The sequence below is a fragment of the Streptomyces sp. A 4/2 genome (assembly GCF_940670765.1).
Taxonomy (GTDB): Bacteria; Actinomycetota; Actinomycetes; order Streptomycetales; family Streptomycetaceae; genus Streptomyces.
On record NZ_CALNVW010000038.1, the window covers coordinates 2,991 to 28,310 of the forward strand.

Annotated in this window: 2 protein-coding genes; both read right to left on the bottom strand. The window is 73.5% G+C overall.

Features of this window, described 5'->3' with window-relative positions; genetic code table 11:
• Positions 1-14,670, bottom strand: coding sequence for a type I polyketide synthase (locus tag NBY69_RS28000; RefSeq protein WP_374211351.1), 14,670 nt, complete (start codon positions 14,668-14,670; stop codon positions 1-3).
• Positions 14,621-25,264 (bottom strand): type I polyketide synthase, encoded by a 10,644-nt coding sequence (locus NBY69_RS28005; protein ID WP_250304649.1) that lies wholly within the window; start codon positions 25,262-25,264, stop codon positions 14,621-14,623. The genes NBY69_RS28000 and NBY69_RS28005 overlap by 50 nt, the downstream gene beginning before the upstream one ends.
• Positions 25,265-25,320 lie beyond the last annotated feature (56 nt).

Consider the following 25,320-nt stretch of genomic DNA (forward strand, 5'->3'; position numbering starts at 1 on the left):
TCAAGAAGACTTACCGAACTCCCGGTGGATGAATTCGAACAGCTCGTCGTCGGAGGCTGTCTCCAGCTTTCGGGACACAGGCTGGCCGGTTTCGGCGGACTGCCTGTCGCCCAGCGTCGAGATTAGGCTTCGCAGCCTGGCCTGAACGGCGTCCAGGTCGTGGTCTGGGGAAAGAGCTGAAATTCCGGCCTCAAGCTTGTCCAAGTCGGAGAGCACTGCCTGTTCCGGCGGAAGCTCCTGCTGCTCACCGGCGAACTCGGCGCGCAGCAGGGCCGTCAGGTCGAGCGGGGTCGGGTGGTCGAAGACCAGGGTCGCGGGCAGGGTCAGGCCGGTCGCGGAGGTCAGCCTGTTACGCAGTTCGACGGAGGTCAGGGAGTCGAAGCCGAGGTCCTTGAAGGCCCGTCCGGCTTCGACCGCCTGGGCGCTCTCGTGACCCAGTACGGCGGCGACGGCGGAGCGCACCAGGTCGAGCAGCGCGGCCTCGCGCTCGGCCTGCGGCATGTTCCGCAGCCGCTCGCCCGGCCCGGTGCCGGGTGTGCCGGTTTCCCCGACGGGGGCTTGCGATTCGCGCAAGGCCCGTCGTGCCTCCGGCAGTTCGTCGAGCAGCGGGCGCGGTCTCGCGGCGGCGAAGCTCGGCGCGAACCGGGCCCAGTCCACATCGGCGACGGCCACCACGGTGTCCTGGTGCTCCAGGGCCTGGCGCAGTGCGGCGAGGGCCTGTTCCGGTGCCATCACCAGGACGCCACGGCGGCGCAGGTGTTCCTCGGCCCCGGGATCCGCGGCCATTCCGCCGCCGCCCCAGGCACCCCAGGCGATGGAGGTCGCGGCGAGGCCACGCTCCTGGCGTGACTGCGCGAGTACGTCGAGGGAAGCGTTGGCCGCCGCGTACGCGCCCTGGCCACCACTGCCCCAGACTCCGGCGTTGGACGAGAACAGGACGAAGGCGTCCAGCGGTTCGTCGTCGAACAGTGCGTCCAGATGGGCCGCGCCCAGTGCCTTGGCGGAGAGCACCTCGGCGCACTCGCCCAGACTCATCTCCCGCAGCGCGGTGGCCTGTACCACTCCGGCCGCGTGCACGACGGTACGGATCTGCTCGCCTTCGGCCCGCAGGCCGGACACCAGCGCGGTCAGTGCCTCGCGGTCGGCGACGTCGCAGGCCGCGAAGGTCACCCGGGCGCCGAGGGCGTTCAGTTGGGTGCGCAACTCGGCTGCGCCCGGGGCGGTGTCTCCCCGCCGGCTGGTCAGCACGAGGTGTTCGGTACCGGCCTCGGCCAGCCAGCGGGCCACCTGTGCGCCGATCCCGCCCGTTCCGCCGGTGATGAGTGCGGTGTCCCGCGGCTGCCAGTTGCGCCGGGGAGGCGTGTCGCCGACCGGTGCGTGTACCAGCCTCCGTACGAACAGGCCCTGTTCGCGTACGGCGATCTGATCCTCTCCCGGTCCGGCGCCGGAACCGGAGCTGGAGCCGGAACCGGAGGAGCCACCAGAACCACCGGAACCGCCGGTGCCGATGATGCCGCCGAGTGCCTGGCGCAGTCGGTGTGCGGCCCGTTCTTCGATTTCTGCGGGAAGGTCGATCAATCCGCCCCAACGATCGGGGTGTTCGAGTCCGATGACCCGGCCGAGGCCCCAGATCTGTCCCTGGCGGAGGCCGGAGAGCCGGTCGGCCGGGGTGGCCAGGACCGCTTCCCGGGTCGCCAGCCACAGGGGTGCGTCGAGTGCCGCGTCGGCCATCGCCTGGGTCAGCAGCAGGGTCGCGGCCAGTCCGGTGGACATCGCGGGATGCGCAGGATGTGGCTGTTCGTCGACTCCGAGCAGGGAGAGGACGCCGTCGATCCGGCCTGCCTCGCTCAGGTGGCGGCCCAGCTGTGCGGCGAAGTTCTCGCGGGTGAGTGTGGCCGGGTCGACCTCCACCGTCACCAGGTGTGCTCCGGAGGCGTCCAGTGCCCGGCCGATCGCCCCGCTCCACTGCGGGTCGCTCGCGTCGGAGGCCAACAGGAGCCAGTTCCCGTCGAGTTGGAACGACGGCCGATCGGAGTTCCGGCCGGACTGCTGCCCGGACTGGCGGTCGGACTGGTGGTCGGTGAGCGGACGCCAGGTGACGCGGTAGCGCCAGGAGTCCAGGGCCGTCGCTTCGCGTCGCGTACGCCGCCAGCCGGCCAGGGCGGGCAGAACCTCGGCGAGTGCGGGGGTGCCGAGACCGAGGGTGTCGGCCAGGCCGTCCAGGTTCTCCTGCTCGACCGCCTCCCAGAACGCGCTGTCCACCGGGTCGGCGTTCGTCGGGGCCTCGTCGCGTTCGGCGGGGCGGGGCCAGAAGGTCCGGTGCTGGAAGGCGTACGTGGGGAGTTCGACGTGGTCCGGCCCGGCTTCGCCGAGCACGGACGTCCAGTCGACGTCCACTCCGGTCACGTAGGCCTCGGCGAGGGAGGTGGTGAAGCGTCGCGCGCCGCCGTCGTCGCGGCGCAGCGAGCCGCCCACGAAGACCCTTCCGGCGGTGACGTCGAGGGCGTCGAGCGTTTCCTGCACGGGAACGGTCAGGACCGGGTGCGGGCTGATCTCCACGAAGGTCCGGTGGCCGGTCGCTGCCAGTTCGCGGATCGCCGGGGCCAGCATGACGGGCCGGCGCAGATTGCGGAACCAGTAGTCGGCGTCGACCGTGCCCGCCTCGTCCGCGCCGATCCATTCCCCGGTGAGCGTCGACAGCATGGGCACGACGGGCTGCCGTGGCGCCGTCGGGCTCAGTGCGGTGAGCAGCTCTTCGCGGATCCGGTCGACGTGCGCGGAGTGCGAGGCGTAGTTCACCGGGATGCGCCTCGCCCGGGTTCCCCGGTCGGCGCAGTCGCGAAGGAGCAGGTCCAGGGCTTGTGCGTCGCCCGAGACGACGACCGACGCGGGGCCGTTGACCGCCGCGACCGAGAGGCGGCCGTCGTATCCGGCGATCAGCTCACCGACCTGCGCGGGGTCGAGCATGAGCGAGACCATCCCGCCCTCCGACGCCGGTGCCTGTTCGGTCGAAGCGGCGGTCGAAGCGCTCGGAATTGTCGGAGCTGTGGGGGCGGCACCGGGTCCGGCGGGGGCCGGCCGGTCGGGTCCGAGCGCGATCAGTGCCTGGCTCCGCAGGCAGACCACCCGGGCGGCGTCGCGCAGCGAGAGTGCTCCGGCGACGCAGGCCGCCGCGATCTCGCCCTGGGAGTGGCCGATCACCGCATGGGGGCGGACCCCGGAGGACTGCCAGAGCTCCGCCAGCGAGACCATCACCGCGAACAGTGCGGGCTGCACCACGTCCACCCGGTCGAGACCGGGCGCGGCAGGGTCGCCGCGCAGTACGCCGGTCAGTGACCAGTCCACGAACTCGGCGAGTGCCTCTTCGCAGTCGGCCAGCTTCGCGGCGAACACCGGTGAGGAATCCCGGAGTTCCGTGGCCATGCCGAGCCACTGACTGCCCTGGCCGGGGAAGACGAACACCGTCTTCCCCGGGGCGCCTGCGGTCCCGGTGACGAGGTGGTGTGCCTCCCGGCCGTCCGCGAGAGAGGTCAGGCCCGCTGCCATCTCGTCGGGTGTGGCACCGATGACGGCGGCGCGCTGTTCGAGTGCCGCGCGCGAGGTGGCGAGTGACCGGGCGATGTCACCCGGGGAAGGGGTCCGATCGCCGTCAGCACCTGTCCGGGCCATGGGAAGCAGCCGTGCGGCCTGACCGGCGAGTGCTTCTGCTGTCTTCCCGGACAGCAGCCACGGTACGACCGGGGGCCCCGACGAGGCCGGTGCGGCAGGTGCGGCAGGTGCGACAGGTGCGGCGTCTTCGGTGGCCTGACCCTCAAGGTCAAGGCCGGTGGGGTCGACCAGGCCGGGCGGGGCCGGGAGCGAAGATACGGGCGGCTCGGCCGGGGCCGGTTCGGGTGCCTGTTCCAGGATGGCGTGGGCGTTGGTGCCGCTGACGCCGAAGGCGGAGACACCAGCGCGGCGCGGCCGGTCGAGGCCGGGCCAGGGGCGGGGCTCCGTCAGTAGTCGTACGCTGCCGTCGTCCCAGTTGACGTGCGAGGACGGCGCGGAGACATGCAGTGTCCTGGGCAGTGTGCCGTGGCGCAGTGCCAGCACCATCTTGATGACCCCGGCCAGACCGGCCGCCGCCTGGGTGTGGCCGAGGTTCGACTTGACGGAGCCGAGCCAGAGCGGCCGGTCGTCCGGGCGGTCCTGGCCGTAGGTGGCGAGCAGGGCCTGCGCCTCGATCGGGTCGCCCAGCGCGGTACCCGTACCGTGCGCCTCCACCACGTCCACGTCCGAAGCCGACAGCCCCGCGTTGGAGAGGGCCTGACGGATCACCCGCTGCTGGGCGGGGCCGCTGGGCGCGGTGAGGCCGTTGGACGCACCGTCCTGGTTGACCGCGGTTCCCCGGATGACGGCGAGCACCGGGTGGCCGTTGCGGCGGGCGTCGGAGAGGCGCTCGACCATGACCAGGCCCACGCCCTCTCCCCAGCCCGTGCCGTCGGCGTCGTCGGAGAACGCCTTGCACCGGCCGTCCGCCGACAGGGCCCGCTGCCTGCTGAACTCCATGAACACGCCCGGGGTGCTCATCACCGTCGCACCGCCCACCAGCGCCGCGGTGCATTCGCCCGCGCGCAGGGCCTGGCAGGCCAGGTGGAGGGCGACCAGCGAGGCCGAACAGGCGGTGTCCACGGTCAGGGCGGGTCCTTCGAGGCCGAAGGCGTAGGCGACCCGGCCGGAGAACACACTGGCCGCGCTGCCGGTGGCGACGTAGCCCGCGACGTTCTCGGCGGAGCCCTGCAGAGCGGCGGGGTAGTCCTGGCCGTTGGTCCCGGCGAACACTCCGATGCGGCTGCCGCGTACGGCCTTCGGGTCGATCCCGGCCCGCTCCAGTGCCTCCCAGGAGCACTCCAGGAGCAGCCGCTGCTGGGGGTCCATGGCGAGGGCTTCGCGCGGGTTGATGCCGAAGAGCTCGGCGTCGAAGTCCCCCGCGCCGTGCAGGAAGCCGCCCTCCTGGACGTAGCAGGTGCCTTCGTGGTCGGGGTCCGGGTGGTAGAGCGACGCGGTGTCCCAGCCACGGTCCTCGGGGAACGCCGACATCGCGTCGGCCCCGTCGGAGAGCAGCCGCCACAGGTCTTCGGGGGTGTCGACGCCACCGGCGAACCGGCAGCTCATGCTGACGACGGCGATCGGTTCGTCGTCGGCGCGGGCCGGCCGGTCCGGGGACGGGCCGTCCGTCTGCGGGTGCCGGCGGGTGCCGGTGAGTTCGTCGAGCAGGTACCGGGCGAGCGAGTCGGCGGTCGGCCGGTCGAACACGAGCGTGGCCGGAAGGGCCAGCCCGGTCAGCGAGTTGAGCCGGGAGCGGAGGTCGAGTGCGAGCAGGGAGTCGAAGCCGAGTGCCGAGAACGCGGCGCCGGGTTCGACCGGTTCGATGGACGGGTGGCCGAGCACGGCGGCGGCCTGGGTGCGTACGGCTTCCAGGACCGCGTCGTGGCGTGCGGCCGGGGGCAGCGCCAGTACGTCGCGGCGCAGCGCGGTGTCGCCGTCCGGCGGCCCGTCCGTGGTGGGGGCGGGTGTACGGCCGGTGAGTTCGGCGATGAGCGGTGCGGGGTGCGTGGTGTCCCGGGCGCTCAACCGTGCCCAGTCCACGTCGGCGATCACGGTGCAGGGCGCGCCGCCGGACAGGGCCCGTTCCAGGGCTGCCAGCGCGGGCGCGGAGTCCATCGGGTTCAGTCCGTGCTGCCGCATGCCTTCCGCCAGGGCTTCGGTGGCGGCCATCCCGGCGCCGGCCCACGGGCCCCAGGCGACGGACAGGGCCGGGAGCCCGGCACGGGTGCGGGTCTCCGCGAGCCCGTCCAGATAGGCGTTCGCCGCCGCGTATCCGGCCTGTCCCACGGAGCCGAGGGTGCCCGCGAGGGAGGAGAACAGCACGAACGCGGACAGCTCACGGTCGCCCAGGAGTTCGTGCAGGTGGGCGGCGGCCGTCGCCTTCGCCGCCCATACGGCTGCCAGTTGCTGCGGGGTCGTGGTGTGCAGCAGGGCGTCGTCGACGACACCGGCGGCGTGCACCACCGCGTCGATGGCCACCCCGTCGGCGTCCAGGGTCCGGACGGCCGCGGCGAGCGCGTCGCGGTCCGATGCGTCGCAGGCCACGATGGTGACCTCGGCGCCGGAAGCGGTCAGTTCCGCCCGGAGCAGGTCCGCGCCGGGGGTTTCCGCGCCGCGTCGGCCGAGCAGGACGAGCCGGGCCGCGCCGCGACCGGCCAGCCACCGGGCGACCTCGCTCCCGAGTGCGCCGGTGCCTCCGGTGATCAGCACGGTGCCGCCCAGGGGCCACTCGGCGTCAGTGCGCTGACCAGCGACAGCGTGCTGACCAGTGGAAGTGTGCTGACCAGCCGGGGACGCGCCGCGCACGAGCCGTCGTACGAAGACACCGCCGGGCCGGATCGCGAACTGGTCCTCGCCGGAACGCCCGGCGAGCAGCGCGGTCAGCCGGCCGATGTCCCGGGCTTCGGGTGCGGCCGGAAGGTCCGCCAACCCGCCCCAGCGGTCCGGGTGTTCGAGTGCGGCGACCCGGCCGAGGCCCCAGGCCGCGGCCAGTCCGGGGTGCGGCGGGACGTCCGAGCCGCCGATGGAGACGGCGCCGGAGGTGACGTACCAGAGCGGGGCAGCCACCGCTGCGTCGCCCAGCGCCTGGATCACCTCGGCAGCCAGCGCGGAGGCAGCGGCGCCGGGCCCGGTCGACGGGCTCAGCAGGAGGAGCACTCCGGAGACGTCCGGGTGGCCACGCAGCAGTTCCGTGAGGGCGGCGCGGTCCACCTCCTCGTCCACCGCCACCGGTACGGGTTCTGCGCCTGATATCCGCAGGCCCTCCGCGAGTGCGGTGCACACCGGGCCCTCGGCGTCGGGCCGGGGCGCGAGCAGCAACCAGCGTCCGGTGAGGTCACCGCCCGGCCCGGCGGTGACCGGCCGCCATTCGGTGCGGTAGCTCCACGGGTCCGTGCCCGACGGGCGGTCCGCGGCGGTTCCGTGCAGCCAGAAGCGCTGATGCTGGAAGGCGTACGTGGGCAGGTCGGTGACGGCGGCACCGGTCGGCGCGTAGAACGCCTGCCAGTCGACCGGGCAGCCGTCCGCCCACAGCCGGGCGAGCGCCGTCACGGCGGTGGCGGGCTCCGGGCGGTCCCGGCGCAGCAGCGACACGGCGAGCGGCCCGCCGCCGGTCGTCCTGGTGATCTCGGAGGCCCCAGAGGTCTCAGAGATCCGGGGGGTCCCAGCGGTCCCAGCGGCCTCGACGGCCTCAGCGGCCTCGACGGCCTCAGCGGCCTCGACGGCCTCAGCGGTCCCCGTGGTCTCAGCGGTCCCCGTGGTCTCAGCGGTCTCGGTGGTCTCGGTGGTCTCGACGATCGCGCCGATCAGCCCGGCGTCCGGGCCGAGTTCCGCGAAGCGGGTCACCCCGAGGTCCGTCAGACGGGCGATCGCGTCGGCGAACCGGACCGTGCCCCGGACCTGGTCGACCCAGTAGCGCGCGGTGAACTCCTCGATCACCTCGCCGGTCAGGCTCGACACGACCGGGATCTCCGGGCGGCGCATCCCGATGGCCGATGCGGCCCGGCCGAACTCCTCCAGCATCGGGTCCATCAGCCCGGAGTGGAAGGCGTGGCTGACGTCCAGCCGGCGGTTCTCCCGGCCGGGCAGCGCGGCGACGACCGACTTCACGGCCTCCCGGGTGCCCGAGAGGGTCAGTTGGCCGGGGGCGTTGACCGCTGCGAGGGACACCCCGTCGGTCAGCAGGGGCCGGACCTCGTCCGCCGAGGCCCGGACCGCCCACATCACACCGCCGTCGGGCAGCGCCGCCATCAGCCCGGCCCGTGCCGCGACCAGCGTGCAGGCGTCCGCGAGCGGGAGCACCCCGGCCGCGTGTGCGGCGGCCAGTTCGCCGACCGAGTGGCCCACCAGACAGTCCGGCCGCAGGCCCCAGGACTCGACCAGCCGGAACAGGGCCACCTCGAACGCGAACAGTGCGGGCTGCGCCCAGCCCGTGTTCGTCAGCAGCCCCTCGGGGTCCTCGGCCATGATCGCGCGCAGCGGCCGGTCGAGCAGCCCGTCGAAGTGGGCGCACACCTCGCTCAGCGCCGCGTCGAACACCGGGAAGGTGTGGGCCAACTCCGTTCCCATTCCTGGCCGTTGGCCACCCTGGCCGGAGAAGACGAACGCGGTCAGGCCGGTGCCCGCCACCCCCGACACGACGCCCTCGGCCGTCGGGGTTCTGTCGGCGAGCGACCGCAACGCGGAGCGCAGCTCTTCCGTGCTTCCGCCGAGCACCACCGACCGGTGTGTCAGGGCCGTACGGGTCGTGGCCAGCGACAACGCCACGTCCGCGGGGGCCTTTCCGGCCGTCGCGGACGACAGCCGGTCCGCCTGCGCGACGAGTGCGGCGGGCGACTTCGCCGACATCACCCACGGGATCACCGGCAGGTTCACCGTGTCGGGCACCCCGTCAGGCACCGCGTGCGTCACGGCATCGGAACCGGGACGGGACCCGCCGGGTTCCACAGTCTCCGGGACCTGCGAGGCCTCCGGGACCTGCGAGGCCTCCGGGACCTGCGAGGCCTCCGGGATCTGCGGGACCTGGGGGGACTGCGAGGCCTCCGGAACCCGCGGGGCCTCTTCGATGATCACGTGTGCGTTCGTCCCGCTGATACCGAAGGACGACACGCCCGCGCGGCGCGGCCCGTCCCCGCGGGTCCACTCCCGTTCCTCCGTGAGCAGTTCCACCGCGCCGGCCGACCAGTCCACCTGGGTCGAAGGGGTGCTCACGTGCAGCGTCCTGGGCATCACCCCGTGCTGGATCGCGAGCACCATCTTCATGACTCCGGCGACACCGGCCGCCGACTGGGTGTGTCCGATGTTCGACTTGATCGAGCCGAGCCGCAGCGGCCGGTCGGCGGCGCGCCCCTGGCCGTACGTCGCCAGCAGCGCGTGTGCCTCGATCGGGTCGCCCAGGGCCGTGCCGGTACCGTGCGCCTCGACCGCGTCCACGTCGGACGCCGACAGTCCGGCGTCGGCCAGGGCCTGCCGGATCACCCGCTGCTGGGCGGGGCCGCTCGGCGCGCTCAGGCCGTTGGACGCGCCGTCCTGGTTGGTGGCGCTGCCGGTGACGAGGGCGAGGACCCGGTGTCCGTTGCGGCGGGCGTCGGACAGTTTCTCCAGGACGAGGATGCCGACGCCCTCGCCCCAGCCCGTACCGTCCGCCTCGTCGGAGAACGCCTTGCAGCGGCCGTCCCCGGCGAGTCCGCCCTGGCGGCTGAACTCGGTGAAACTGTCGGGCGTCACCAGCACGGTGACCCCGCCGGCCAGCGCCAGCGTGGACTCGCCCGAGCGCAGCGACCTGCTTGCCCAGTGCAGCGCCACCAGGGACGACGAGCACGCCGTGTCCAGTGTCACGGCGGGGCCTTCGAGCCCCAGGGTGTAGGCGACCCGCCCGGAGACGACGCTCGTCGCGTTCCCGACGAGCAGATGCCCCTGGACGCCTTCGGGGATGTCGGGGCCCGTCCCGTATCCCTGGTTGTTGGCTCCCATGAACACGCCAGTCCGGGTGGCGCGCACCGAGTCGGGGGCGATGCCCGCGTGTTCGAAGGCCTCCCAGGCGGCTTCGAGGACCAGCCGCTGCTGCGGGTCCGTCGCCAGTGCCTCGCGTGGGCTCATCCCGAAGAAGGCCGGATCGAAGTCGATCGCGTCGTGGACGAATCCCCCCTCGCTCACGCCGCCTTCGACATGGGACGGCCAGCCGCGGTCGGCGGGGAACGGGGTCAACGCGTCGGTGCCCGCGGCCAGGAGCTGCCAGAGCTCTTCCGGCGACCGCACGTTGCCGGGGAACCGGCAGCTCATCCCGATGATCGCGATGGGTTCGTCGTCGGCCGCGCCGCCCGGTACGACCGTGTCCTGCCCGGAGTCCTCCCCGGTCAGCTCGGTACGGAGACGGGCGGCCAGCGCCTGTGGCTGGGCGTGGTCGAAGACCAGGGTGGCGGGCAGGCGCAGCCCGGTCACCGTGCTCAGCCGGTTCCGCAGTTCGATCGCGGTCAGCGAGTCGAAGCCGAGTTCCCGGAAGGCGCGTCCGGCCTCGATGGCGCTCGTGTCCTCGTGGCCGAGTACCGCGGCGGCGTGCGTGCACACCAGGGTGAGCAGGTCCCTCAGCTGCTCGGCCGGGGACCGTCCGGCCAGCCGGGTGCGGAGCGCGCCGGTGGTCGAGTCGGGATCGGCCGCAGGCTCCCCCGTCTCCGACACCGCCCGTACTTCGGCCAGTTCGTCGAGCAGCGGCCTCGGCCTGGCCGCCGTGAACGCGGGGGCGAACCGTTCCCAGTCCATGTCCGCGACGACGGTGAACGTCTCGTCGCGCTCGACCGCGCCACGGAGCGCCGCGAGGGCCAGTTCCGGCTGCATCGCCCGGATGCCCCGGGCGGTCAGGTGCTGCGCCATGCCCGCGTCGGCCGCCATGCCCGCGCCGCCCCAGGCGCCCCAGGCCACCGAGGTCGCCACCCGGCCGCGGGAGCGGCGGTCGGCGGCCAGCGCGTCCAGGAACGCGTTGGCCGCGGCGTACGCGGACTGCCCGCCGCTGCCCCAGACACCGGCGTTGGACGAGAACAGGACGAACGCGTCGAGCGGTCGGTCGCCGAGCAGCTCGTCGAGGTGCCGGGCGCCGAGCACCTTCGCTCGCATGACGTCGGCGAGGTCCGCGGGGTCGCAGGCCTCCAGCTGCCGGAACTGCCCGACGCCTGCCGCGTGCACGACCGCGGTCAGCGGGTGCTCGTCCGGTACGGAGTCGAGCACCCGGGCCAGCGCCGCGCGGTCCGCCACGTCACAGGCGACGACGGTGACCCCGACGCCGAGCGCCGTCAACTCCTCCTGGAGTTCGGGTACTCCGGGGGCTTCCGCACCGCGTCGGCCGGTCAGCACCAGGTGCTGGATACCGTGGGCCGCCAGCCAGCGGGCGAGCGTGGAGCCGATACCTCCGGTACCGCCGGTGATCAGCGCGGTGCCGTGCGGCTGCCACGGGGTGCCCGGCCGGTCGGTGGGCGGGGTGTGCACGAGCCGCCGTACGTAGGAGCTGGAGGCCCGCACGGCGATCTGGTCCTCGGTGCCGTCGGCGAGAGCTGCGGCGAGCCGCTGCGCCGCACGGGCGTCCAGGGCCTGCCCCGGCAGGTCGATCAGCCCGCCCCAGCGGTCCGGGTGCTCCAGTCCGACGACCCGGCCGAGGCCCCAGACCGCCGCCTGTTCCACGCTGCGCAGCGGGTCGGAGCGGCCGATACCGACCGCTCCTTCGGTGGCGATCCAGACCGGCGCCGCGATCCCCGCGTCGCCGAGACTCTGCACCAGGACGGCCGTGGTCGCCAGCCCGTAGGAGACCGACGGCTCGGCGGGCAGCGGCCGTTCGTCGAGTGCGGCCAGGGACAGCACGCCGTCGGGCCGAGGGGTGATCTCCCGGAGCAGGTCGGTGAGTGACGCCCGGTCGCAGGCGTCGGCGGGCAACGGCAGTGTGCGCACGTCCGCGCCGTGCATGACCAGGGCGTCGACGACGGCCAAGGTCCGCTCCGTGGCCGCGTCGGCCTCGGGCACGACGACCAGCCAGCTGCCCGACAGTGCGGGCCGGCTGCCGGTGGTGCCGCTCCGCGGACGCCACTTGACCTCGTAGCGCCAGCTGTCCGTGGTGTTCTGCTCGCGCTGCTCCCTGCGCCACCGGGCGAGTGCGGGCAGCAGTGGATCCAGTGCTCCGGTATCGGTGTGCAGCGTGTGGGCGAGCGCCGGTGCGTCCTCGCGCTCGACGGCCGCCCAGAACTCCCCGTCCACGGTGTCGGCCCGGGTGGCCGGGGCGGTCTCCTGGGTGAACTCCGGCCAGTAGCTGCGGCGTTGGAAGGCGTACGTCGGGAGGTCGACCACGTGGGGCCGCGCATCCCGGAACGCGGCGGTCCAGTCGACCTCCGCCCCCCGTACCCACAGCTCCGCCACGCTCGTCAGGAACCGGTCCGGGCCGCCCTCGTTCCGGCGCAGCGACCCCACCACCACGCCGGGCTCGGCACCCGCCTGCTCGACGCTCTCCTCGACCGCGGCGGTGAGCACCGGGTGCGAGGAGACCTCCACGAAGGTGCCGTAGCCCTCGCCGGCCAACCGCTCGATCGCGTCGGCGAACCGCACCGGCTCGCGCAGGTTCCGGAACCAGTACGCGCCGTCCATCGTGAGCGGATCGACGAACTCCCCCGTCACCGTGGACAGCAGCGGCACCCGCCCCGCGCGCGGGGTGACTCCGCTCAGTTCCGGGGCCAGCCCATCCTGCAGGACGTCCATCGCGGCCGAGTGCGAGGCATAGTCCACCGCGATACGACGCGCCCGGACACCCTGCCGACCACACTCGGCCAGCAACTCGTCGACCGCGGCCGCCTCCCCCGAAACCACCACCTGAGAAGGCCCGTTCACCGCAGCCACCGACACCCGGCCCACCCACGCACCGAGCAGCTCCCGGACACGCTCGGCCGACACCCGGACCGACGCCATCGTCCCCTCGACACCGTCCGACCCGACCCCCGCACCAGCCAGCGCCGCAATGGCAGCCGACCGAGCGACCACGATCCGCGCGGCGTCCTCCAGGGACAGCACACCCGCCACACACGCCGCCGCGATCTCCCCCTGCGAATGCCCCACCACCACCGACGGCACCACCCCGAACGACTCCCACAACGCCGCCAACGACACCATCACCGCGAACGACACCGGCTGCACCACATCCACCCGCTCCAACGACGGCGCACCCACCACCCCCCGCAACACATCCACCAACGACCAATCCACGAAGCCGGACAGAACCGTCTCGCACTCGGCCAACCGTCCCGCGAACACCGACGACGAAGCCGCCAGCTCCACCGCCATGCCCGCCCACTGCGCCCCCTGCCCCGGGAACACGAACACCGGCCGGCCCACCGGCCCTGCCACACCGCTCACCACACCCGCTGCCAACTCGCCTGCGGCCAGCGCTGACAGGCCCTCACCGGAACCACCCGGCACCACGGCCCGGTGCTCGAACGACGACCGGGTCGTCGCCAGCGACCAGCCCACGTCCACCGGATCAGCCGTTCCGGCCACGTCGGCCAGCACCGCGGCCTGACCCCGCAGAGCCCCGGCGCTGCGCCCGGACAGCACCCACGGCACCGCCACCGGGGCCGCACCGACCGGCGCCACCGGGGGCTCGGCCGTCGCCGGAGGTTCCGGCGCCTCCTCGACGATCACGTGCGCGTTCGTCCCGCTCATCCCGAACGCGGACACACCCGCCCGCCTCGGCCGGTCCCCGCGCGGCCACTCCCGTTCCTCCGCGAGCAGTTCCACCGCGCCCGCCGACCAGTCCACGTGCGACGACGGCGTACCGACGTGCAGCGACCTGGGCATGACGCCGTGCTGCATGGCGAGCACCATCTTCATCACACCGGCGACGCCTGCGGCGCCCTGCGCGTGCCCCAGGTTCGACTTGACCGAGCCGAGCCACAGCGGCCTGCCCTCGGCACGGTCCTGGCCGTACGTGGCGAGGAGCGCCTGCGCCTCGATGGGGTCGCCGAGCGTGGTGCCCGTGCCGTGTGCCTCGACCACGTCGACCTCGGCGGGCGCCACCTCGGCGTTGGCGAGTGCCTGGCGGATCACCCGCTGCTGGGACAGGCCGTTCGGCGCGGTCAGACCGTTCGACGCACCGTCCTGGTTGGTCGCGCTGCCCCGTACGACGGCGAGCACCCGGTGCCCGTTGCGCCGGGCGTCCGACAGCCGCTCCACCAGGAGCAGGCCGACACCCTCGCTCCAGCTGGTGCCGTCCGCGTCGTCCGAGAACGCCTTGCACCGGCCGTCGATCGCGAGACCGCGCTGGCGGCTGAACTCCTGGAACGTGGAAGGGCTGGCCATCAGCGTCGCACCGCCCGCGAGGGCGAGCGAGCACTCGCCGGAGCGCAGCGCCTGCACGGCGAGGTGCAGCGCGACGAGCGAGGAGGAGCACGCCGTGTCGACGGTCACGGCCGGCCCCTCCAGGCCGAGGACGTACGAGATACGGCCCGACGCGACACTCGCGGCGCTGCCCGTCGCCAGGTAACCGTCGGTGTCGATCCCCGACTGGGCCATGAGCGGGCCGTAGTCCGCGCCGGTCGCGCCGGTGAACACACCGGTCGCGGTGGACCGCAGCGAGGCCGGTGAGATGCGGGCCTGTTCCAGCGTCTCCCAGGCGACCTCCAGGAGCAGCCGCTGCTGGGGGTCCATCGCCAGGGCCTCGCGCGGTGAGATGCCGAAGAAGCCAGCGTCGAACCGGTCCGCGTCGTGCAGGAAGCCGCCCTGGCTGACGTAGGTGGTGCCGCGCCGGTCCGGGTCGGGGTCGACGAGCTTCTCCACCTCCCAGCCCGGCCGCTCCGGGAAGTCGGAGATGGCGTCCGCGCCCCGGGACAGCAACTGCCAGAACTGCTCCGGGTTTTCGATGCCGCCGGGCAGTCGGCAGCCCATGCCCACGATCGCGATCGGCTCGTGCGCGACCTGTTCCAGGCGCTGGTTGTGCTGCTTGAGCCGCTCGTTGTCACGCAGCGCCGCACGCAGCGCATCGACGATCTTGTCGGAGGATGCCGTCATCTCAGCTTTCCCGTGAATCGGTGTCGGTGCCGAGTGCCAACTCGACGAGATCGGCCACATTCATGCCTTCGAACCGGTCCACGCCGTCGTCGGCCGCGTCGTCGGCTCCGGCTTCGGTTCCGGCGTCGGCTCCGGTCCGTTCCGGGGTCGCCGCGAGTTCGAGCAGCGCGTCGAGGAGTCCCCGCTCGCGCAGCCGGTTCAGCGGGATGGACCGCAGGGTCGCCCAGGTCGCCGCTTCCTCGGCGCTCTGCGCCGGGGCCTCGGTGCCCGCGCCGAAGAGCCGTGTCACCAGGTAGCGGACCAGGGCGGGGAACGTCGGATGGTCGAAGACCAGGGTCGTCGGCAGCTTCAGTCCGGTGACCGCGGAGAGCCGGTTCCGCAGGGCCACCACAGTCAGCGAGTCGAAGCCCAGCTCCCTGAGCGGGCGGTCGATGTGCATCTCGGCGGCCGACCCGTGCCCGAGCGCCACGGCTGCCTCCCGCCGTACCCGGTCGAGCAGCAGTCGCTGCCGCTCGCCGTCGGCCAGGGCGGCCAGTTCGCCGACGAGTTCCGGCTCTCCGACGTCGGCGGTGCCGACGGTGTCCGCTTCGGCCAGTGCCTGTCTGGCCTCGGCGACACCGAGGATCAGTGGCCTGCTCCTGGCCGCGTGGTACGTCGGCGCGAAGGCCTTCCAGCCGATGTCGGCGACCACCAGGTTTCCGTCCCGGCGGCCGACCGCGTCGGCCAGCACGCCCACCGCGAGCTCCGGGTCCATCTGCCGGTTGCCGAGCCGGCGCAGCTGGGTGGCGGTGTCCTCGTCCACCATCCCGCCGCCGCCCCAGGCGCCCCAGGCCAGCGACACCATGGGCAGTCCCGCGGCCCGGTGTTCGGCGGCGAAGGCGTCGAGGTAGGCGTTGGCCGCCCCGTACCCGATGCGTCCGGCGTTCCCCCAGGTGCCCGCGCCGGAGGAGAACAGGACGAAGGTGTCCAGCTCCAGACCGGCCGCGTGGGCGGTGAGATGGCGGGCGCCCGCGACCTTCGGTCCGAGCACCGAGGCCAGTTCGCCGGAGGTGAGGTCGTCGACGGACATCTCCCGGCCGCTGGTCCCGGCCGCGTGCAGTACCGCGCGGACCGGTGGCCCGTCGACGGCGACCTTGGCGAACAGGGTGGCGACCGCCTCCCCGTCGGTGAGGTCGCAGGCTTCGATGACCACCTCCGTGCCGAGGTCGATCAGTTCGTCGTGGAGTTCGGCCATGCCCTCGGCGGCGGACCCGCGCCGGCTGACCAGGACGACCCGGTCGGCGCCCGAGCGGGCCGCCCACCTGGCGAGGTGGCCGCCGAGCGCCCCGGTTCCGCCGGTGATCAGTACGGTGTCCCGGGGGCGCCACGGCGCCGAAGGGCCCTTGACGGGCGCGCGGACCAGTCGGCGGGCCGACACCCCGTCGGCCCTGATCGCGAGTTGCTCCTCACCCGTCGCACCGCTGAGGACGGCGCACAACTCCTCGCCGCTCTCCCGGCCGAGAACGGCAGGAAGATCGATCAACCCGCCCCAGCGGCGCGGCAGGTCAAGCCCGAGCACCACGCCCGCGCCCCACATCAGCGCCTGGGTCGGACGCCGCGGCGGGTCGTCCTGGCCGGTACCGACCGCTCCCGAGGTCGCGACCCAGAAGGGTGCCTCGCTCTCCAGGACGGTCAGCGCGCGGACGGCGGCCAGGCAGAGCCGGAGTCCGGTGGGGAGCACGGCGTACCCATCGGCCGGGGTCTCGTCGAGGCCGGTGAGGCAGAGCACCCCGGCGAGAGGGGTGGCACCGCACGCGGTGCGGATCCGGTCGGCGAGGCGGTTCGCTTCCCCCTCCGAAGCCCCCGGTCCATCCGTCAAGTCCCCTGTATTCAGGGGGAGTTCGGTGACCTGGGCTCCTGCGGCGGCCAGCGCGCGGACCGCTTCGTCCACCAGGTCTGCCGTGGCCTGCTCGGTGCCGGTGCCGGTGCCGGTGTCGCTTTCGCTGTCGGTACCAGTCCCGGAGCGCAGTACCAGCCAGTTGCCGGACAGCGAGGCCACGTCCGCGGGCCGTACCGGCACCCACTCCGTGCGGTAGCGCCAGGTGTCCAGGGTGGAGCGGACCCGGCGCCCGACGTGCCAGCGGGACAGCGCGGGGAGCACCGTCTCCAGCTCCTGACGGCCCAGGCCGATCCGTTCGGCGACCGCGTCGACGTCCTGCTCCTGCACGGCCTGCCAGAACTCGTCCTCCTGCGGGTCCGCGGCGGTCTCCGGGGCCGGTTCGTCGAACTCCGGCCAGAACCGCTGCCGGTGGAAGGCGTACGAGGGCAGGTCCACCGGCTGCGCGTCGGTGCCGTCGAAGACGCGGCGCCAGTCGACCGCGGCACCGACCGCGTACGCCTCCCCGAGGGACCGGAGGAAACGGGGGAGCCCGCCGTCCTGGCGGCGGAGCGAGCCGACCGCGCAGCCGCCCGCACCGCGCTCACCGCTACCGCTGTCACCGTCGGCCAGAGTCTCCTCGACGGCGCTGGTGAGGACCGGGTGCGCGCTCACCTCGATCATCGGTCCGAAGCCCTGCTCCGCGAGTGCCCGGACGGATTCGGCGAAGCGCACCGGCCGGCGCAGGTTCGCGAACCAGTAACCGGCGTCGAGCGGAAGGCTGTCCGCCCAGTCGGCGGTCACCGTGGAGAAGAACGGCACCTCCGGCGCCCCGGCGGCGACCGGGCCCAGCACGTCCGCGAGGCGGTCCTCGATGGCGTCCGCGTGCGACGAGTGCGAGGCGTAGTTGATGGGCACGCGCTTGGTACGGATGCCCAGGTCGCGGCAGTCGGAGACGAAGGACTCCAGCGCGTCGTCGTCCCCGGAGACCACGACGGCGCGGGGGCTGTTGACCGCACCGAGGACCAGCCGGTCCGCGTACGGCTGCAGCAGTTCCTCCGTCCGGGCGGGGGACGCCTCGACCGACACCAGGCCGCCGCGTCCGGCGAGCGCGGTGACCTCGCGCCCGCGCAGACACACGACCCGGGCGGCGTCGCGCAGCGAGAGCGCACCGGCGAAGCAGGCCGCCGCCATCTCGCCCTGCGAGTGTCCGACGACGGCGGCGGGCCGCACTCCGTGGGCCTGCCACAGCTCGGCGAGCGAGACGGTGACCGCGAACGTCGCGGGCTGCACCACGTCGTCGCCCTCCAGGCCCGGCGCACCGGGTGCACCGCGCAGTACGTCCGTGAGCTTCCAGTCGACGAACTCCGACAGCGCCCTCTCGCAGCGGGCGACGGACGCGGCGAAGACCGGCGAGGAGTCGAGCAACTCGGCGGCCATACCGGCCCATTGGGACCCCTGTCCGGGGAAGACGAAGACCGGCTTGGTACCCGGCCCGGCGACGCCCTCGACGAGGTTGCCGATCGGCTCACCGGCCGCCAGGGCGCGCAGTCCGTCGAGCAGTTCCGCCCGGTCGGAGCCGACGATCACCGCCCGGTGGTCGAACGGGGACCGCGTGGTGACCAGCGACAGGCCGACGTCGGCCGGGGCCAGGACCTGCGCCCTCGGGAGCAGCCGGGCCGCCTGCCTGCGCAGGGCGGGCACGCTCGGCGCGGACAGCGGCCAGACGACGGGCACGGGCCGGTGCCCGCCGCCGGACCCGGCCGGGCCGGTCGCCTCGGTCGCGGTCACCTCGGTCGCGATCGGATCGGCCCCCGTCACGCCGGTCCCGGCCGTGTCGCTCAAGGCCGTGTCGCTCAAGGCCGTGTCGGTCCCGGCCCGGTCGGCCCCGGTCCGGTCGGTCCCGGTCCGGTCGGTCCCGGTCCGGTCGGTCCCGGTCCGGTCCTTCCGTACGTCCTCGTCGGCCGCCTGCTCCAGCACCACATGGGCGTTGGTGCCACTGATCCCGAAGGACGACACAGCGGCGCGGCGCGGGCGTCCGGTGTCCGGCCAGTCCTGGTTCCGGTCCAGCAGCCGTACCGCGCCGTCCTCCCAGTCCACCCGGGACGACGGCGCGTCCAGGTGCAGGATCTTCGGCAGTACCCCGTGCCGCATGGCCATCACGGTCTTGATGACGCCCGCGACCCCCGCCGCCGCCTGGGTGTGGCCCAGGTTCGACTTGAGCGCCCCGACCAGCAGGGGCACGTCGGCCGGCCGGTCCTGGCCGTACGTGGCGATCAGCGCCTGCGCCTCGATGGGATCGCCCAGCGGGGTCCCCGTACCGTGCGCCTCCACGGTGTCGATGTCGACGGCGTCGAGCCCGGAGTTCGCCAGTGCCTGGCGGATCACCCGCTGCTGCGAGGGGCCGTTGGGCGCGGTCAGGCCGTTGGACGCGCCGTCGGAGTTCACCGCGGACCCTCGGACGACGCCCAGCACCTGGTGTCCGTTGCGGCGGGCGTCGGAGAGCCGTTCCAGCAGGAGGAGCCCCACGCCCTCGCCCCAGCTCGTACCGTCCCCGCCCTCCGCGAAGGGCTTGCACCGGCCGTCGGTGGCGAGGCCGCGCTGCCTGCTGAACTCCAGGAAGACCGTGGGGGTCGACATGACGGTGGCGCCACCGGCCACCGCGAGCGAACACTCGCCGGAGCGCAGCGCGTTGGCCGCCCAGTGCATCGCCACCAGGGACGAGGAGCAGGCGGTGTCGACGGTGACGGCCGGGCCTTCGAGCCCGTACGTGTAGGCGATACGGCCGGAGGCGACGCTGCCCGCGCTGCCATTGCCCAGATGGCCCTCCAGGTCGTGCTTGCGCCCGTGCAGCAGAACCGGGTAGTCGGTGTACATCAGGCCGACGAACACTCCGGTTCTGCTGCCCCTCAGCGAGCGGGCCGGGATTCCGGCCCGCTCGAACAACTCCCAGGAGGATTCGAGCAGGAGGCGCTGCTGCGGGTCCATGGCGAGCGCCTCGCGCGGCGATATCCCGAACAGCGACGGGTCGAACAGGTCGGCCCCCGCCAGGAAGCCGCCCTCGCGCACGTAGCTGGTGCCCGCCTGTTCCGGGTCCGGGTCGAAGAGGCCGTCGATGTCCCAGCCGCGGTTGTCCGGCATCGGCACGATGGCGTCCTCGCCACGCAGCACCAGCTCCCACAGCTCTTCGGGCGACTCGACACCGCCGGGCAGTCGGCAGGCCATGCCCACGATCGCGATCGGCTCCTCGGGGTCGGCGCCGCCCGTCGCGGGCACGGCGGCGGCGCGGTCCCCGGGTACGGCCTCCCCGTCGCCCGACAGTGACTCCAGGTGCGCCGCCAGCGCGGCCGGGGTGGGCTGGTCGAAGATCACCGAGGCGGGCAGCCGGACGCCGGTCTCCTCGCTGAGCTGGTTGCGCAGTTCGACCGCCATCAGCGAGTCGAAGCCCAGCTCGGAGAAGGCCCGGTCGGAGTCGACGGCACTCGCCGATGGGTACCGCAGGACCGCGGCGACCCGGGAGCGTACGACATCGATCATCGCGACCGGACGGACACCGGAGCGGGTACGGACGCCGGAAAGGGTACCGGCGCCGGGGCGGGCGGCCGTGGCGGGTACGGACACCGGCTTCCGTACCAGCCCGCGCAGCAGTGAGGGGAGGGCCAGCCGGCCCGCCTGCGCGCGCAGCAGCGAGAAGTCGAAGGCGACGGGCACCAGTCCGGCCTCGTCGCGCCGGAGAGCCGCGTCGAACAGCGCGAGCCCGTCCGGGCCGGTCAGGCTGAGCACTCCGATGCTCCCGGCGCGCTCCAGGTCCGCGTCGGTCAGGCCGCCGACCATGCCGTCGTCGCCCTCCCACAGCCCCCAGGCCAGCGACATACCGGGCAGGCCGGTACGGCGGCGGTGGTCGGCCAGCGCATCCAAGTAGGCATTGGCGGCTGCGTAGTTGCCCTGACCGGGTCCACCGAACGTACCGGCCGCCGAGGCGAACAGGACGAACGCCGAGAGGTCCGCCTCCCGGGTCAGCTCGTGCAGGTTCAGCGCGCCGGACACCTTCGGGGCCAGTACGGCGTCGATCCGTTCCGGCGTCAGGGACTGGACGATTCCGTCGTCGAGCGTGCCCGCGAGATGGATGACCGCGGTCAGCGGGTGGTCGGCCGGGACCGTGTCGAGCGCCGCGCCGAGCGCGGCCCGGTCCGCCACGTCGCAGGCCACGAGGGTGACTTCGGCGTCCAGGCCGAGGAGTTCGGCCGCACCGGCGGAATCCGCCCCGGAGCGGCTGATCAGCAGGAGGTGCCGGACACCGTGCACGGCCACCAGGTGCTGGCAGAGCGCACGGCCCAGCCTGCCGGTGGCGCCGGTGACCAGGACCGTGCCGTCCGGGTCGAAGGCGGCGGGTCCTGATCCGGCCTGATCCGGGCGGATCGCCCCGGGGAGCGCGGGAACCCGGGCCAGCCGGGGTGCGTACCAGCGGCCGTCCCTGACCATCAGCTGCGGTTCGTCGTACGCGACGGCCTGCGCGGTGATCACAGGTTCGGCCCCGGCCAACCCGTCGGCCACGTCGGTCCCGTCGGCCCCATTGGTCCCGTCAGCCCCATCGGCGCCATCGGTCCCGTCACCCACGTCGATCAGCACGAACCGGTCGGGGTTCTCGGACTGCGCGGAGCGGACCAGGCCCTGGACGGCCGCCGCGTGCGGGGCGATCCTGCCGCTCTCCCCCGGCAGTTGCACCGCACCACGCGTACGCAGCACGAGCGGCGTGGCGCCCATGGGTTCGGCGAGCCGGGCCTGGAGCACGGCGAGGGTGCGGTGCACGGCTTCCCGTACCGCCTCGTGCGGATCTCCGGGCAGTTCGGAGCCGCCGGGCAGGTCCACGATCTCCGGTGCTTCCGCGGGCTGTTCGGCGCCCTCGGGCAGTCCGGCGGGCAGCTCCTGCCACTCCAGCCGGAACAGAGCGTCGAAGTGGCCCGGCAACCCACCCACCCCCTGTTCGGCCAGGGGGCGCAGTTGCAGCGAGTCGACGGAGAGTACGGGGACACCGTTGCCGTCAGTGGCTGTGAGGGCGAGCGACCGGTCCGAGGGGCGGCTCAGGGTGACCCGCAAGGCGGCGGCGCCGGGCGTGCGCACCGAGACTCCGGACCAGGTGAAGGGGACCGCGGCGGTCGGGGCGTCCTCGCCCAGGGCCTGTCCGGCCGCTGCCGCGTGCAGGGCGGCGTCGAGCAGCGCCGGGTGCAACTCGTACCGCTCGGCGTCCACTTGGTGGGTCTCGGGCAGTTCGACCTCGGCGTGGATCTGCTCTCCGCTGCGCCAGGCCGCGCGCAGTCCCCGGAACAGCGGGCCGTACGCCAGTCCGGCGGCGGCCAGCTCCTCGTAGAGCCGCTCGGTGTCGACGGGCTCCGCACCGGGCGGTGGCCATGCGGCCGGGCCGTACTCGGTGGGGCCGTACTCGGCGAGGCCGTCACTGCCGGTGTCGGGGGCCAGCGAGCCGGTGAAGTGGCGGGTCCACGGGCGGTCCCTGCCGCCCGTTTCGGCTTCCGCGTCACCGCTCTTCAGGTCCTGCCGGGAGTACCCGGTGACCGGCCTGCCGCCGTTCGGGTCGGCGGCGCCGATCACGACCTGGAGGGAGATCCGGTCGGTCGCGGTGAGGGCCAGCGGTTCGGTGAGGACCAGTTCGTCGACGCGGGCGCAACCGATCTGGCCACCGGCCCGCAGCGCGAGTTCGAGGAAGGCCGTGCCGGGCACCAGGATCCGGTCGGAGACCCGGTGGTCGGCCAGCCAGGGATGGGTGCGTACGGACAGCTCGCCGCCGAACACGAACCCGTCCGCGTCGGCGCGTTCCATCCGGACGCCGAGCAGTGGGTGCCCGGCGGCGAGGTCCTGCCGGGTCAGCGGCACATCGAGCCAGAAACGGCGCCGCTGGAACGCGAAGGTGGGCAGGTCCACGGTGGCCGCTCCGGTGCCGCCGAAGAACTCCGCCCAGTCGGGCTGCACACCGCGGGCCCACAGCTGGGCGACCGCGTCCGTCAGGGCCTGGGCCTCGGGAACGTCCTTGCGCAGCAGCGGCTGTACGAGGCACTGCTCCGGCAGGTCGTCGGCGACGGCCGCGCAGAGCGGCCCGGCGGGTCCGAGTTCGACGAAGCGGGTCGTGCCGAGCGCGTGCAGCCGTCCGATGCCGTCGGCGAAGCGCACCGCCTCGCGCACATGGCGTACCCAGTGGTCGGCGGTGAACGTGTCGACGACATCACCGGTCAGATTGGACACGACCGGGATCCGGGGCCGCAGATACTCCACCGACTCGGCCACCGCGCGGAATTCGGCGAGCATCGGCTCCATGCGGTGCGAGTGGAAGGCATGGCTGACCGTCAGGCGGTGGGTGCCTCGCCCGGCGAACGGCTCGGCGGCCCGCAGGACCGCGTCCTCGTCGCCGGAGAGCACGACCGAACCGGCGGCGTTGATCGCGGCGATGGACACCCCGTCGGCCGGCAGCGGTGTCACCTCCGCCTCGGTGGCGCGTACCGCGATCATCGCGCCGCCGGAGGGCAGCGCCTGCATCAGGCGACCGCGCGCGGCGACCAGTCGGCAGGCGTCCGGCAGGGACAACACGCCCGCCACGTGGGCGGCCGACAGCTCGCCGATGGAGTGACCGATCAGCCGGTCCGGCCGCACCCCCCAGGATTCGAGCAGCCGGAAGAGAGCCACTTCCAGGGCGAACAGGGCGGGTTGTGTGTAACCGGTGCGGTCGAGCAGGCCACTCTCACCGGATCCGTCGACCGGCTCGAACATCACGGTCCGCAGCGACGGGCCGGTGCCGGTAGCGGAGTCGGCCTCCGTAGCCGTGCCGGTGTCGGGGCCGGTGTCGGGGCCGGTGTCGGGGCCGGTGTCGGGGCCGGTGTCGGTGTCGAAGTGCGCGCAGATCTCGTCGAGAGCCGCAGCGAACACCGGGAACGCCTCGTACAACTCGCGCCCCATACCGATGCGTTGGGATCCCTGACCGCTGAACATGAACGCGACGGAGCCACCGGTGGCGCGCCCGCGCACCACACCGGGGGCGCTCTCCCCCGCGGCGATCGCGGAGAGTCCGGCGAGCAGTGCGTTCCGGTCGGTGCCGACCGCGACGGCACGGTGGTCGAGCGGCGCGCGCGTCGTGGCCAGCGAGAAGCCGATGTCCAGTGGAGCGCCGTCGGTCACTGCGGCCAGCAGCCGCTGCGCCTGGGCGGCGACTCCGTCCGCCGTCTTCGCCGACACCACCCAGGGAACGGCGGGCATCGGCCGGTACGCGTGTTCCTCAGCCGCCCCAACAGCCTCGGCCGACCCAACAGCCTCAGCCGACCCAGCAGCCTCAGCCCTCTCAGTAGTCTCAGCAGTCCCAGCCGAAGCCGGTCCTGCCGTCCCGGCCGCTTCGTCCGCCCCGGCCCGGGGGGCCTCCTCGACGATCAGATGCGCGTTGGTCCCGCTGACCCCGAACGCCGACACACCGGCTCTCCGGGGCCGGTCCAGCTCGGGCCACGGCTGCGCGTCCGTCAGCAGCCGTACGCCACCCGCCGACCAGTCCACGTGCCGGGACGGCGCGTCCACATGCAGGGTCTTCGGCAGCTTCCCGTGCCGCATCGCCATGACCATCTTGATCACTCCGGTCACACCGGCGGCGGCCTGGGTGTGCCCGAGGTTCGACTTCAGCGAACCCAGCCAGAGCCGGCGGTCGTCCGGCCGGTCCCGGCCGTACGTCGCCAGCAGCGCCTGTGCCTCGATCGGATCGCCCAGCGAGGTGCCCGTGCCGTGCGCCTCGACGGCGTCCACGTCGGCGGGCGTCAGGCCCGCGTTGTCCAGCGCCTGCCGGATGACCCGCTGCTGGGACGGGCCGTTCGGGGCGGTGAGGCCACTGCTGGCACCGTCCTGGTTCACGGCGGTGCCGCGGATCACGGCCAGGACGCGGTGGCCCTTGCGCCGCGCCTCCGACAGCCGTTCCAGCGCGAGCAGGCCGACGCCCTCGGACCAGCCCGTACCGTCGGCGCCGTCCGCGAACGACTTGCAGCGTCCGTCCGGTGCCAGCCCCCGGTGCCTGCTGAACTGTACGAAGGTGACCGGCGTGGACATCACCGTCACGCCGCCCGCCAGGGCCAGCGAACACTCCCCCGACCGCAGGGCCTGGCAGGCCAGATGGATCGACACGAGCGACGACGAGCAGGCGGTGTCCAGTGTGACGGCGGGGCCCTCCAGGCCGAGGGTGTAAGCGACCCGGCCGGAGGCGATGCTCGGCGAACTGCCGTTGCCGATGTGGCCCTCCATGCCCTTCGGCGGGCGCAGGACGCGGGTGGCGTAGTCGTTGTACATCACGCCGACGTAGACCCCGGTGCGGCTGCCCCGCAGCGAGGCCGGGCTGATCCCCGCGCGCTCCAGCGCCTCCCACGACGCCTCCAGCAGGAGCCGCTGCTGCGGGTCGGTGGCCAGTGCCTCGCGCGGGCTCAGCCCGAACAGCTCCGGGTCGAACTCCGCCGCGTCGTGGAGGAAGCCGCCCTGCGTGGTGTAGCAGGTGCCCGGCTGGTCGGGGTCCGGGTCGTACAGCGACTCCAGGTCCCAGCCGCGGTCGGTCGGGAATCCGCCCACGGCGTCGGTGCCGTCGTCCAGCAGGCTCCACAACTGCTCGGGCGACGCGACGTCACCGGGCAGGCGGCAGCTCATGCCGACGATCGCGATCGGCTCGGAGCTCCTCGCCTCCAGCTCCGACAGCTTCTGCCGGGTCCGGTGCAGGTCGGCACTTGCCCTCTTCAGGTACTCGCGCAGCCGCTGCTCATTCATCGGTTCGCCCCTCGTCCGGACCGCGTCGCCTCTTGCACGGCGTGCTCCCCATTCGG

Excerpts from the sequence above, each read along its gene's own strand:
- NBY69_RS28005 (WP_250304649.1), bottom strand. The coding sequence starts at position 25,264 with ATGAATGAGCAGCGGCTGCGCGAGTACCTGAAGAGGGCAAGTGCCGAC.